Below are 12,642 nucleotides of genomic sequence, written 5' to 3' on the forward strand. Positions count from 1 at the left end.
CCATGGCCGTGAGCGGCCGCTCAGTGCACATGCTCATGCGCCGCCTCCTCCTGGCTTGCCAGGGCAAAATGGATGGGGCCCAGGGGCTCTGCCTGCAGGATCCAGATCAGCTGCTCCTTGCACAGCTCCAGCAGGGCCAGGAAGGTCACCAGCACCCCCATGCGCCCCTCCTCGGCCCGCAGCACCTGCTCCAGGCGCAGGGTCTGGCCCAGGGAGAGCATGGCGAGGATCTCCGCCATCCGCACCCGGGTCGGGATCTGCTCGCGGCGGATCTGGTGATGTTCAAAATGAGTCGCGCGTTTTACCACACTTTGCATGTAAAGGGCGAGCTCAACCAGTGAAACATCGGGGGCCAGCGGCTTCAGGGCGCCGAAATCCGGCGGCAAGGCCGAGGCGACGAAGATCTCCCGCTCCACCCTCGGCAGGGCGTTGACTCGCTCCGCCCCCAGCTTGTAGCGCTCGTACTCCTGCAGGCGGCGAATGAGGGTGACTCTCGGGTCTTCCCCTTCCTCCTCATCCTCCAGCTCCGGGGCCTTGGGCAGCAGCAGGCGGGATTTGATCTCCGCCAGCCAGGCCGCCATCAGCAGGTATTCGGCCGCGAGCTCCAGATTGAGCCCCTGCATCAGCTCCACGTACTCCATGTACTGGGCGGTGATTTGCAGGATAGGCAGGTTCAGGATGTCGAGCTGCTGACGCCGGATGAGGTAGAGCAGCAGATCCAGCGGCCCCTCGAAGGTGTCGAGAAACACCTCCAGCGCGTCGGGGGGGATGAACAAGTCCTGGGGCAGCTCATGGTAGGGCTGCCCCAGCACGGTCGCGATGGGCGGGGGAAGGGAGGCCTCCCCCGTCGTGCCCGGTACGCTCAACGCCTCGGGAACGGGCTCGGCAAGATCACTCAAACGGCGTCGGATCCCCGGCACCGCGGCGACGCAGCACGGGCTCGTCGTCGGAGAAGTCCACCACAGTGGTGGGTTGCTCGCCCAGATACCCGCCGTTGACCACCAGATCCAGCTGCTTGCCGAGCTTGTCGGCGATCTCCTCGGGGTCGAACTCCGCCATCTCGGAGCCCGGCAGGATCAGAGTGGTGGAGAGCAGCGGCTCGCCGAGGGTCTCCAGCAAAGCCAGCGCTATGTTGTTGGCCGGCACCCGGATGCCGATGGTCTTCTTCTTCTCGTTCATGAGGCGGCGCGGCACCTCCTTGGTGGCCTTGAAGATGAAGGTGTAGGGCCCTGGGGTGTTGTTCTTGACCAGCCGGAAGGCGGTGTTGTCCACCTTGGCATAGGTGGAGATCTCCGAGAGATCCCGGCACACCAGGGTGAAGTCGTGGTTCGGCTCGATGCGGCGGATGCGGCAGATGCGCTCCAGGGCATCCTTGTTGCCCATCTGGCAGCCCAGGGCGTAACCGGAGTCGGTGGGATAGACGATGACGCCGCCGTTTTGCAGGATCTGCACCGCCTGGCTGATGAGGCGAACCTGGGGATTGTCCGGATGTACGTAAAAATGCTGACTCATATGCTCTTCTCGCGATAGGGGCACGCTCGTTGCCCGCTTCATGATCAAGGGCCCCTTGGCCCATGACACTACCTTAACCTGTTTGACGCAGACTCGCCCGCATCAAAGGTGCTCTCCCGCCGGATTGCCCTCAGCGGCTGGCCAGCAGGCCAGCATGCTCCTCCGGGGTCAGCCCGAAGTGCCCTGGGTGGCCGAGCCAGAGCGGCATCCCCTCCTTGGGCAGCCAGAGGTGGCGGCCGAGCTCGGTCCAGTTGGAGGGGAAGTGAAAATCGGACCCCACCGAGATATAGAGATCGTGCTCCCTGGCCCACTGGCCGAGATTCGCCCGCTCCTGGGGGCTCTGCTGGGGCAGGGATACCTCCATGGCGTCACCCCCTGCGGCCTTGAAGGCCACCAGCAGCCGCTTGATCCACTTGGCGGTGAGATCGTAGCGGCTCGGGTGGGCCAGCACGGCCAGCCCCCCCGCCCCATGGACGGCGTCGATCGCCTCGCGCATCTCGGGCCACTCGGCGGGCACATAGCCCTTGTTGCCCCGGCTCAGGTACTTCTTGAACACCTTCTGCATGTTGTCGGCCACCCCGCGCGCCACCAGCACCCGGGCGAAGTGGGCCCGGGTCACGGCGGCGTCACCGGCAAGCGCCTTGGCCTCTTCATAGGTGCCCGGGATGAGGCACTTCTCCAGACGGCGCCCGATCTCCTCGGCGCGCGCCTCCCGGCGGGCCCGCTGAGCGGCCAGGAAGGCGACCAGCTGCGGATTTTTTTCATCCACCCCAAGGGCCACTATGTGGATCTCGTGATGCTCCCACCCGGTGGAGATCTCGACCCCGCTCACCAGTCGCAGCGGCAGTTGCTCGGCGGCTATGGTCTGGCGCACCTCCTCAAGCCCGGCGAGGGTATCGTGGTCAGTGACTGCTAACACCTCCACCCCCTTCTCGGCGGCGCGGCGCACCAGGTCGGCGGGGCTCAGCACCCCGTCGGAGGCAGTGGTATGGCAATGAAGATCGAATCTCATCGGCGTGTTTCGCTCTTGTTCGGGACCTGCCTGGAAAAGGCTGGCAAAAAAGCGACTTGACTTGGCCGCGGCTTTATCGTTTTCTGTAGGCACTTCATTGCAAACATCTTTTTACAGGACTCTATCATGCAAGCGACTTCCATCCTGACCATCTGGTGGTGGCACACTCCCTGACATGCGGGCGTGTGGTCGTTGCTGTACCTGTAAATTGACAGCAAGTTAAGAACCCAAAGAAAAAGCCCGCTGACCCCAGCGGGCTTTTTTATTATCCGGCAAATGGACCTGTGATGAAACCGACAATTCAGACAAGCACCCTGACCTGGCGATGGCGGCCTTGAGCCAACCTCTCCAGAACCCGTTAATTTTCAAGGCATTTATCAAGGTAATCAACGTCATGAACATCGGTAACACACAGCACACGCAAGGGAAGGCACTATGACAGGCAACAAGACCCGTTTGCCCCTGGGCGAATTCGATACCATCAGGCTCAATGCCCCTTATGTGACAGACCCCCTGGCACTCTATACCCGGCTCTGCCAGGACAGACCCAACAACCTGCTGCTGGAATCGGTGGAGATCGACTCCAAGGCCGGCACCCAGAGCCTGCTGCTGGTGGACGCCTGCCTGCGCATCGAGTGCCGCGGCCGCGCCGTGCAGGTGCGCCCCCTCGGCGACAACGGGGTGCAGTTGCTGCGCCTGCTGGAGCAGCGCCTGCCCGCCGTCATCACCCAGACCCGGGTGGCGGACGAGCTGCACCTCGACTTCCCGGCCTCCGATCGGGAGCTTGACGAAGACAGCCGCCTCAAGGGCAGCAGCGTGCTGGACGTGCTGCGCACCCTGCAGCGGGAGCTGCAATGCCAGCAAGGCAAAGAGGCCCTCTTCATGGCGGGCAGCTTCGCCTACGACCTCATCGCCTCCTTCGAGGATCTGCCCGAGGTGCCACAAGGCAGCAACGACTGCCCCGACTACTGCTTCTATGTGGCCGAGACCCTGATCACCATAGATCACATCCAGCAGAGCACCCAGTTGCTGGCCTGCCTGTTCGGCGGCGAAGGGGATGAGCAGCTGGACGCGCGCTACGCCCGCCTGACCGCACGCCTCGAGTCCTTCAAGCAGGCCTGCCAGCAGCCGCTGCCTGCACCGCAGGGCACGGCGCCACTGACCGGCGCCCTGGCCGTCGACAAGGGGGACAAGCAGTTCTGCGCCGAGGTCGAGAAGCTCAAGGGCTTCATCCGCCGTGGCGACATCTTCCAGGTGGTGCCGTCCCGCAGCTTCTCCCTGCCCTGCCCCGACCCCGTCGCCGCCTATCGCCGCCTCAAGCAGACCAATCCCAGCCCCTACATGTTCTACGTGCAGGACGAGGGCTTCACCCTGTTTGGCGCCTCCCCCGAGAGCGCGGTGAAATTCTGCGCGGGCAGCCGCCAGGTGGAGATGTACCCCATCGCGGGCACCCGCCGCCGCGGCCTCAACCCGGACGGCAGCATCAACCTGGATCTGGACGGTCGCATCGAGCTGGAGCTGCGTCAGGACGAGAAAGAGGTGGCCGAGCACCTGATGCTGGTGGATCTGGGCCGCAACGACATCGCCCGCATCTCCGCCCCCGGCACCCGCTACGTCAAGGATCTGCTGAAGGTGGATCGCTACAGCCACGTCATGCACCTGGTCTCCCGGGTAGTGGGCACCTTGCGCTCCGACCTTGACGCCCTGCACGCCTATCAGGCCTGCATGAACATGGGCACCCTCACCGGCGCTCCCAAGCTGCGCGCCAGCGAGCTCATCCGCATGGTGGAAGGCAAGCGTCGCGGCAGCTACGGCGGCGCCGTGGGTTACCTGAACGGCGCAGGGGAGATGGACACCTGTATCGTCATCCGCTCCGCCTTCGTGAAAGAGGGGGTCGCCCATGTCCAGGCCGGCGCCGGGGTGGTCTATGACTCCAAACCCCAGGCCGAGGCGGACGAGACCCGCGCCAAGGCGGCGGCCGTGCTGGCCGCCATCGCTGCCAGCCATGGCACCTCCCTGCAGGCCCTGAGCGCCCAGCAGGAACAACACAAGGACGTGAGCCATGACTAACATCTTCCTGCTCGACAACTTCGACTCGTTTACCTACAACCTCGTCGACCAGTTCCGCACCCTGGGCTACCCGGTGCGCATCTACCGCAACAGCCTGCCGGCCAGCCGCATCATGCAGGAGATCGACGCCTGCGAAGGGGACGCCGTGCTGGTGCTCTCCCCGGGGCCGGGCGCTCCCCATGAGGCGGGCTGCCTCATCGACCTCATCAAGCTGGCCCGGGGCCGGGTGCCCATCCTCGGCATCTGCCTCGGTCATCAGGCCCTGTGCGAAGCCTACGGCGGCACCGTCGGGGCGGCGGGGGAGATCGTCCACGGCAAGCGCTCTCTCATCGAGCACAACGGTCATGGCGCCTTCGCGGGGCTGCCGAGCCCCTTGCCGGTGGCCCGCTACCACTCCCTGGTGGCCACCTATGTGCCACAAGAGTTGCAGGTGATTGCCCACTATCAGGGCATGCCCATGGCCATCGAGCAGCGTGACGAGCGGGTGCTGGGCTTCCAGTTCCACCCGGAATCCATCATGACCAGCGAAGGGGCCCGCCTGCTCACCCAGGCCCTCGCCCATGTCACCCGTCCAGAAAGCCACGTGCGGTAAGGAAGAGACCATGCATCAACATCTCAACACCCTCTATCAGGGTCAGTCTCTCACCCGCGACGCCGCCCGCGACGCCTTCGGCCAGGTGGTTCGTGGTGAAGTGGATCCCATAGTGCTGGCGAGCCTTTTGACCGCCCTCAAGATCAAGGGGGAGACCCCGGAGGAGATCGCCGGCGCCGCCGAGGCGCTCTTGGCCGAAGCCCGCGACTTCCCGCGCCCGGACTATGCCTTCTGCGACATCGTCGGCACCGGAGGGGACGGCCTCAACACCATCAACGTCTCCACCACCTCGGCCCTGGTGGCCGCCGCCTGCGGCCTGAAAGTGGCCAAGCACGGCAACCGCTCGGTCTCGAGCAAGTCGGGGTCGAGCGATCTGCTCGATAAAATGGGCATCAAGCTCGACATGAGCCCGGCCCAGGCCCGCCGCTGCCTGGACGAGCTCGGGGTCTGCTTCCTGTTCGCCCCCCAGTACCACGCCGGGGTGCGCCACGCCATGCCGGTGCGCCAGGCCCTCAAGACCCGCACCCTGTTCAACGTGCTGGGGCCGCTTATCAACCCCGCCCGCCCCAGCTTCCAGCTGATGGGGGTCTATGCCCCCGAGCTGGTGGGCCCCATCGCCAAAACCCTGCTGGCGCTCGGTCTGAAAACCGGTATGGTGGTACACGGCGCCGGGCTCGATGAAGTGGCCATTCATGGCCCGACCCAGGTGGCGGAGATCCGCGATGGCGAAATTCGCGAGTACTTGCTCACGCCGGCGGACTTTGGCCTCGACACCTACCCGGTCAGCGCCATCCAGGGCGGTGAGCCTGAGGAGAACCGCACCATCACCGCCGCCATTTTGGAGGGGCGTGGCACCCCGGCCCACAACGCCGCCATCGCAGCCAACGTGGCGCCGCTGCTGGTGATGGCGGGCAAGGCCCCGGACTTCAAACAGGCAGCCGCCCAGGTGCTGGCGGTGCTGGCGAGCGGCCAGGCGGCGGAACTTGCTGCCCGGCTCGCCACCCTGAGCCATCAGGAGACATGATGTCAGCTACCACCCAGGAGAGTCGCCCACAAGGCGCTCACGCAGAACGACCAAAGGACAGTACCCAGCTTCGCAAGGATAACGAGATGTCAGATGTCATTGCTCCCCACGCCTTTCTGAACATTGCCTCCATCAGCCAGACCATTCTCGGCAAAATCGTGGCGGCCAAGCAGGAGTGGGTCGCCGCCCGCAAGGAGAGCCAGCCCCTGGCGAGCTTCCAGGGGGCGCTCACCCCGAGCGATCGGGACTTCGAGGGGGATCTGCGCAAAGGCTCCACCCGCTTTATTCTGGAGTGCAAGAAGGCCTCCCCCTCCAAGGGCTTGATCCGGAATGACTTCAGCCCGGAGGCCATCGCCGACATCTACGGCCACTACGCCACCGCCATCTCGGTGCTGACGGACGAGAAGTTCTTCCAGGGGGATTTCGCCTTTTTGCCGCGCGTACGGGGCCGCGTCCAGCAGCCGGTGCTCTGCAAGGACTTCATGATTGACCCCTATCAGGTCTATCTGGCCCGCCACTATCAGGCGGACGCCATCCTCTTGATGCTCTCGGTGCTCACCGACGAGGGGTATAAGGTCCTGTTTGCGGTCGCCAGGGAGCTGGGCCTCGGGGTGCTCACCGAGGTGAGCAACGAGGAGGAGCTGACCCGCGCCATCGCCCTGGGAGCCCCTGTGATTGGCATCAACAACCGGGATCTGCGGGATTTGAGCGTCGATCTCACCCGCACCAAACAGCTGGCGGCCAGGATCCCGGGGGATCGGGTGGTGATCAGCGAATCCGGCATCAACCACCGCGCCCAGGTGGCGGATCTGCGCCACCACGCCAAGGGCTTCCTGGTGGGCTCGTCGCTCATGGCCGAGCCGGATCTGGAGGCCGCGGTGCGCAAGCTCGTGCTCGGCCAGAACAAGGTGTGCGGCCTGACCCGTCCCGAGGACGCCGCCGCCGCCCATCAGGCGGGGGCCGTGTTCGGCGGCCTAATCTTCGTGGCGAAGAGCCCGCGCTACGTGGACATTCCCGCCGCCCGCGCCGTGATGGCGGGTGCACCGCTCTCTTACGTCGGGGTGTTTCGCAATGCCCAGCCCGCCACCATCGCCAAGACGGTGGATGCGCTGGGGCTCGCCGCCGTGCAACTGCACGGGGATGAAGACGCCGCCTATATCGAGACCCTGCGTCCCCTGCTGCCGGCGGGCTGCCAGATCTGGAAGGCAATTGGAGTCACAAGCGGCGAGCCCCTGCCCGCCCTCGACTACCCGGCGGATCGCCTGCTGCTCGATACCAAAGTCGGCAGCCAGAGCGGCGGCACCGGTCAGGCGTTCGACTGGGCCCTGCTGGCCGGGCTCGACAAGAGCAGACTGATGCTGGCGGGGGGCCTCAACCCCGACAACGCCCTCGAGGCCGCCCAGGTGGGCTGTTTGGGCCTTGATTTCAACTCCGGGGTGGAGAGCGCCCCGGGCCAGAAGGATGCGCACAAGATAGCGGCCGCCTTCGCCGCCCTGCGCCAACTGTAAGCGCACCGCGCCGCCACTGAATTGCTGTGTCGTATTTGATGTTCCGTTTTCGACTCAAGGTATAAAGAAGAAGCCATGACCCTGCTCAACCCGTTTTTTAGTGAATTTCGCCGATGACATGTATGTGCCCCAGACATACATCCCAGAGCATCACTGTGCATCCCTGATTTAACAGCAGAAACAAGGAATTTAATCATGACCCTGCTCAACCCGTTTTTTGGTGAATTTGGCGGCATGTATGTGCCCCAGATCCTGATCCCCGCCCTGCTCCAGCTGGAGAAGGCTTTTGTCGATGCCAAGGATGATCCGGCCTTCGTCGCCGAGTTTCAGTCCCTGCTCACCGAGTATGCCGGGCGCCCGACCCCGCTCACCCTGACTCGCAATCTGACCAGGGGCACCAAGACCCGCCTCTACCTCAAGCGCGAAGATCTGCTGCACGGCGGCGCCCACAAGACCAACCAGGTGCTGGGCCAGGCCCTGCTCGCCAAACGCATGGGCAAGCACGAGATCATCGCCGAGACCGGCGCCGGTCAGCATGGCGTTGCTACCGCGCTGGCCTGCGCCCTGCTCGGCCTCAAGTGCCGGGTCTACATGGGGGCCAAGGATTGCGAGCGCCAGAAGCCCAATGTGTTTCGCATGAAGCTGATGGGGGCCACCGTGATCCCGGTACACTCCGGCTCCGCCACCCTCAAGGATGCCTGCAACGAGGCGCTGCGCGACTGGGCTGCCAACTACGAGACCGCCCACTACCTGCTCGGCACCGCCGCCGGCCCCCACCCCTTCCCGACGATCGTGCGGGAGTTCCAGAAGATGATCGGGGAAGAGGCCAAGGCCCAGTGCTTCGAGAAGGAGGAGCGCCTGCCGGATGCGGTGATCGCCTGCGTCGGCGGCGGCTCGAACGCCATCGGCATGTTTGCGGACTTTATCGACAACCCTGAAGTACGCTTGATCGGGGTCGAGCCGGGTGGTCACGGCATCGAGAGCGGCGAGCACGGCGCGCCGCTCGGTCACGGCAGCAAGGGGGTCTTCTTCGGCATGCACTCCTACCTGATGCAGGACAGCCAGGGCCAGATCCAGGAGTCCTACTCCGTCTCGGCGGGGTTGGACTTCCCCTCGGTCGGCCCCCAGCACGCCCACCTGGCCGCCATCGGCCGCGCCGAGTACCCCTCGGTGACCGACAAGGAGGCGCTGGGCGCCTTCCAGGAACTGGCCAAATCCGAAGGCATCATACCGGCGCTGGAGTCCTCCCACGCCCTGGCTCATGCCCTCAAGATGGCCCGCAGCGAACCGGAAAAAGAGCAGGTGCTCATCGTGAACCTCTCCGGCCGTGGCGACAAAGACATCTTCACCGTTGCCGACATCTTTGAAAAAGAAGGAACCTTGTCATGAACCGCTACGCACAACTCTTCTCCCGTCTGGACAAGGCCAATCAGGGCGCCTTCGTGCCCTTCGTGATGCTGGGTGACCCCACCCCCGAACTCTCCCTGGCCATCGTCGATGCCCTGGTCGAAGGGGGTGCCGACGCCCTCGAACTCGGCATTCCCTTCTCCGATCCGGTGGCGGACGGCCCCACCATTCAGGGCGCCGCCCTGCGAGCCTTTGCCAGCCACACCACCCCGGACGACTGCTTCGGCCTGCTTGGCCGCATCCGCGCCAAGTACCCGGAGCTCCCCATTGGCCTCTTGGTCTACGCGAACCTGGTCTATGTGCGCCACATCGACGGCTTCTACGAGAAGTGCCAGCAGGCGGGGGTGGACTCCGTGCTGGTGGCGGACGTGCCGGTGCAGATGTGCGAGCCCTACAAGGCGGCCGCCGACAAGTTCGGCATCGACAGCATCTTTATTGCCCCGCCCAACGGTGACACCGAGACGCTCAAGGCCGTGGCAGAGCTCGGCTCCGGTTACACCTATCTGGTGAGCCGCGCCGGTGTCACCGGTGCCGAGACCAAGGCCGGCATGCCGGTGGAGGGGCTGATCAACACCCTTCGCGAGTTCAATGCCCCCCCCGCCCTGCTCGGTTTTGGCATCAGCGAACCGGCCCAGGTGCGTGACGCCATCAAGGCTGGCGCTGCCGGCGCCATCTCCGGCTCCGCCGTGGTGAAGATCATCGAGACCCACCACCAGAACCCGGAGCATATGCTCACCCGTCTGAAGGAGTTTGTGGAAGGGATGAAGGCCGCGACCAATCGATAAGGGGTGGCATGGGTCACATGCCATTGACCGTGAATGGTCCGGCTGCGTATCCGCCTTACGCATAGCGGCCATCGTTGCATCGCCGCATCAAAGGGAGCCTGACCGGCTCCCTTTCTCTTTGTCCCCTCTCCCTCTGGGAGAGGGTTAGGGTGAGGGGAGTCAGGGTTCCCCGAAGGTTAACGATGTGATGGGAGGCCGTAGGTTCGAATAGCGCATCGTATTCGGACGTTCGCGATCCGGGCGGAGTTACTCCGAACGCCAGAGCCAGCGGTGAGGCGTTTGATGCGGCTACGCCGCATGGGACACGAGGGCTCTGCCCTCGACAGTGTTTCGCCCGCCCTTCGGGCCTGGGCGAGTGACTTTGGAAAGACCCAAAGTCACCAAAAGTCTTCTCCCCCGCTTATTCGCCCGACTGACGTCGGGTACCTTCGGCTCACCCTCTTGTCCAACGGCACGCACCGATGGGCCGTCCATGGCCCAGCGCCGCTCGCTCGGCATCCTGCCTCGCGGCCTGGACAAGAGGGCTCGCCTCAGCGAATAAGAAGGGGATCAAGACAAGACAATGCCAACCCTCGGCTACCGAACAAGCATCCTCTTCCCTTGGGAGAGGGTTGGGGTGAGGGGAATGCCCATCCCCTTTGCCAACCAACAGCCCACTTAAAAGCAGCAGCTAATCACTAATTGGTTGAACCAGCTCCGGTTTCTATCAAACTCCTCTTTCCATGTCTCAATCCGGCCCCTTAAGATAGCAAACGCCAATCCCTCTCTCGGGAGAGCGTCATGAAAACGATTGTTGGTGCCTCGCAGGTGAAAGGCAGCGAACTGGGAGCTGAAACCCAGGGGCGGTAGCTTTTAGACAGCTCCTTAACTGTTTCTTTATGCAGTGCTAATGGTTGCGTTAAAGAAGAAAGCTGAATCGCCCCGGCTTCTCTAGACACTTTCGAGCCGCTCGAAATATTGCTTTTCACACTCTACTGGCGATAGCCCATTGTTGAAACTGTGCCGGCGCTTGGGGTTGTAAAACATTTCAATGTAATCGAACACATCCTGCCGGGCTTCCTCGCGATCCGCATAGGTTTTACGTCGGATCCGCTCGCGTTTTAGGAGCTGGAAGAAACTCTCCGCCACCGCGTTATCATGACAATTGCCACGTCTGCTCATGCTGGCCTTAAGCCGATGATCCCGCAAAAAATCCTGCCAGTCATAGCTGCTAAACTGGCTCCCTTGGTCGGAATGAACCAGCACTTCCTGCTCCGGTCGCCGTCGCCACACCGCCATCAGTAACGCGCTGATAGCCAGCTCTCGGTCGATACGTGGCCCCATTGACCAACCAATGACTTGTCGTGAGAACAAATCCAATACCGCAGCCAGATAGAGCCAACCTTCATGGGTTCGGATATAAGTGATGTCTGTTACCCAGACCTTATTTGGCTCAGTCACATCGAACTGGCGTTCAAGATGGTTCGGTGCAACCACCGTTGGCCGGCCACCATAATGACCGGGACGGCGGCGATAACCGGTTTGTGAACGTAAACCTTCATGACGCATTAATCGCGCCACCCGGTGTTTCCCACAGGTCTCGCCCATCTCTCGCAGGTCATCCCGGATCTTGCGATAACCATAGATGCCCCCGCTTTCTAGCCAACATTGCTTGATCTGGCCAAGAAGGCGTTGGTCTTCCAGGGCTCGGGCAGATAAAGGCTGGTGCTGCCAGGCGTAATAACCGCTCGGGTGGACATTCATCATCCGACACAGTCTGCGGATGGGATGTGCGGACGCGTGCTCCCGGATGAAGGCGTACCTTACCCTGACAGCTTGGCAAAGTACGCGGCGGCCTTTTTTAAGATATCTCGCTCATCGGTGACGCGACGCAGTTCAGCCTTGAGGCGCCGAATTTCGGCTTGCTGGCTGGAGTCATCCTGTTGCTGCGCTTCGGGTTGGCTGTAGCGTTTGATCCAGACATAAAGACTGTGGCTGGAAATACCAAGTCGTTCAGCGACCTCTGCTACTGGGTAATTGCGCTCAGTCACCTGCTTGACGGCTGCCAGTTTGAATTCTTCTGTGTAACGTTGCTGCTTGCTCATAACACCTCCTGATTGACCTCAGTTTGAGGCTCTTGAGGTGTCTAGGAAAGTAGGGGCGATTCAAGATGAGTGTCCAAGTTTTGGTATTCGTAATTTTCAAGGAAGCTGAAAACCAGCAGGGATGGAACACCACCAGCCTTGAGCCCATGGCGGGCATTGCCTACAATGACCCACTTTTTATCAAACTCAGGTCTATAAAATGAGCGACAACAAACCTGCACTGCCCAACCGCCTGGCGGCCAACCCGCGCAGCCCGCACCATGTGGCTGAGTGCTTCGAGCACGAGATCGGCATTCGCGTGAACGGCAAGGAGCGCACCAATGTCGAGGAGTACTGCATCAGCGAAGGTTGGGTGAAGATCCCCTCCCCCAAGGCCAAGGATCGCTACGGCAACCCCATGCTGATCACCGTCAAGGGCACCGTCGAGGCTTTCTACGCCTAAACCGCCCTGACCGCGCGCCTCGCTGGGCCCGCCGCCATGCTGTTCAGAACACCGGCCTAGCGCCGGTGTTCTGCTTTTGGGCTGGCCCTGGCCCACAGGCGCCTCTCTTTCTTTGCTCTTTTTTGCCTTCCTGTTTCTTCCTTTCCCTCCCTTTCTTTCGCCTTTTCCTTATCATCTGGGCCCTGATCCGGCTGGCGAGCCGCCTT

The 12,642-nt window shown here is 62.9% G+C and carries 11 protein-coding genes; 7 read left to right on the forward strand and 4 right to left on the reverse strand.

Annotation, left to right across the window (positions count from 1 at the left end; all coding sequences use genetic code 11):
• Positions 1 to 20: 20 nt before the first annotated feature.
• From I6L39_RS20015 to I6L39_RS20025, 3 genes are all read right to left on the reverse strand, one after another.
• On the reverse strand, positions 21 to 866 hold the full coding sequence (locus tag I6L39_RS20015; protein WP_254203789.1) for a ScpA family protein: 846 nt from the start codon (positions 864 to 866) through the stop codon (positions 21 to 23).
• 25 nt (positions 867 to 891) lie between these two features.
• Entirely contained in the window at positions 892 to 1,512 is a 621-nt protein-coding gene (locus tag I6L39_RS20020; RefSeq protein WP_042074643.1) for an L-threonylcarbamoyladenylate synthase, read from the reverse strand.
• Between the two features lie 130 nt (positions 1,513 to 1,642).
• Complete coding sequence (locus tag I6L39_RS20025) at positions 1,643 to 2,524, reverse strand: PHP domain-containing protein (RefSeq protein ID WP_216990632.1); 882 nt, start codon at positions 2,522 to 2,524, stop codon at positions 1,643 to 1,645.
• Between the two features lie 435 nt (positions 2,525 to 2,959).
• Here I6L39_RS20025 and I6L39_RS20030 point away from each other — a divergent pair, with 435 nt between their 5' ends.
• The 6 genes from I6L39_RS20030 (at position 2,960) to trpA (ending at position 9,910) form a co-directional block, all read left to right on the forward strand.
• Positions 2,960 to 4,594: an anthranilate synthase component 1 gene (locus I6L39_RS20030; RefSeq protein WP_216990633.1), complete on the forward strand. Its 1,635-nt coding sequence runs from the start codon at positions 2,960 to 2,962 to the stop codon at positions 4,592 to 4,594.
• A complete protein-coding gene (locus I6L39_RS20035) occupies positions 4,587 to 5,186 on the forward strand; it encodes an aminodeoxychorismate/anthranilate synthase component II (protein ID WP_039039194.1) in 600 nt (199 codons plus the stop codon). Before I6L39_RS20030 ends, I6L39_RS20035 begins: the two co-directional genes overlap by 8 nt.
• A 10-nt stretch (positions 5,187 to 5,196) precedes the next feature.
• Entirely contained in the window at positions 5,197 to 6,210 is a 1,014-nt protein-coding gene (gene trpD, locus I6L39_RS20040) for an anthranilate phosphoribosyltransferase (protein ID WP_216990634.1), read from the forward strand.
• Positions 6,210 to 7,718: a bifunctional indole-3-glycerol-phosphate synthase TrpC/phosphoribosylanthranilate isomerase TrpF gene (gene trpCF, locus I6L39_RS20045; RefSeq protein WP_216990635.1), complete on the forward strand. Its 1,509-nt coding sequence runs from the start codon at positions 6,210 to 6,212 to the stop codon at positions 7,716 to 7,718. Before trpD ends, trpCF begins: the two co-directional genes overlap by 1 nt.
• 195 nt (positions 7,719 to 7,913) lie before the next feature.
• Entirely contained in the window at positions 7,914 to 9,107 is a 1,194-nt protein-coding gene (gene trpB, locus I6L39_RS20050; RefSeq protein WP_216990636.1) for a tryptophan synthase subunit beta, read from the forward strand.
• On the forward strand, positions 9,104 to 9,910 hold the full coding sequence (gene trpA, locus I6L39_RS20055; RefSeq protein WP_216990637.1) for a tryptophan synthase subunit alpha: 807 nt from the start codon (positions 9,104 to 9,106) through the stop codon (positions 9,908 to 9,910). The genes trpB and trpA overlap by 4 nt, the downstream gene beginning before the upstream one ends.
• Before the next feature lie 930 nt (positions 9,911 to 10,840).
• Here the strand turns inward: trpA and I6L39_RS20060 are convergent.
• A protein-coding gene (locus tag I6L39_RS20060; protein ID WP_216990557.1) for an IS3 family transposase occupies positions 10,841 to 11,994 on the reverse strand; the annotation gives its coding sequence in 2 pieces (ribosomal slippage) (positions 10,841 to 11,757 and positions 11,757 to 11,994; 1,155 coding nt in all).
• Between the two features lie 199 nt (positions 11,995 to 12,193).
• Here I6L39_RS20060 and I6L39_RS20065 point away from each other — a divergent pair.
• The gene (locus tag I6L39_RS20065; protein ID WP_216990638.1) at positions 12,194 to 12,436 is read left to right on the forward strand and encodes a DUF3297 family protein; all 243 of its coding nucleotides are present in this window, start codon (positions 12,194 to 12,196) and stop codon (positions 12,434 to 12,436) included.
• Positions 12,437 to 12,642: the final 206 nt, after the last annotated feature.

The sequence above is a fragment of the Aeromonas sp. FDAARGOS 1409 genome (genome assembly GCF_019048705.1).
Lineage (GTDB): Bacteria > Pseudomonadota > Gammaproteobacteria > Enterobacterales > Aeromonadaceae > Aeromonas > Aeromonas sanarellii.

What these genes read in the sequence shown, in the direction of transcription:
- I6L39_RS20020 (WP_042074643.1), bottom strand. Translation starts at nt 1,512, where the DNA reads ATGAGTCAGCATTTTTACGTACATCCGGACAATCCCCAGGTTCGCCTC.
- I6L39_RS20025 (WP_216990632.1), bottom strand. Translation starts at nt 2,524, where the DNA reads ATGAGATTCGATCTTCATTGCCATACCACTGCCTCCGACGGGGTGCTG.
- I6L39_RS20030 (WP_216990633.1), top strand. Translation starts at nt 2,960, where the DNA reads ATGACAGGCAACAAGACCCGTTTGCCCCTGGGCGAATTCGATACCATC.
- I6L39_RS20035 (WP_039039194.1), top strand. Translation starts at nt 4,587, where the DNA reads ATGACTAACATCTTCCTGCTCGACAACTTCGACTCGTTTACCTACAAC.
- trpD (WP_216990634.1), top strand. Translation starts at nt 5,197, where the DNA reads ATGCATCAACATCTCAACACCCTCTATCAGGGTCAGTCTCTCACCCGC.
- trpCF (WP_216990635.1), top strand. Translation starts at nt 6,210, where the DNA reads ATGTCAGCTACCACCCAGGAGAGTCGCCCACAAGGCGCTCACGCAGAA.
- trpB (WP_216990636.1), top strand. Translation starts at nt 7,914, where the DNA reads ATGACCCTGCTCAACCCGTTTTTTGGTGAATTTGGCGGCATGTATGTG.
- trpA (WP_216990637.1), top strand. Translation starts at nt 9,104, where the DNA reads ATGAACCGCTACGCACAACTCTTCTCCCGTCTGGACAAGGCCAATCAG.
- I6L39_RS20065 (WP_216990638.1), top strand. Translation starts at nt 12,194, where the DNA reads ATGAGCGACAACAAACCTGCACTGCCCAACCGCCTGGCGGCCAACCCG.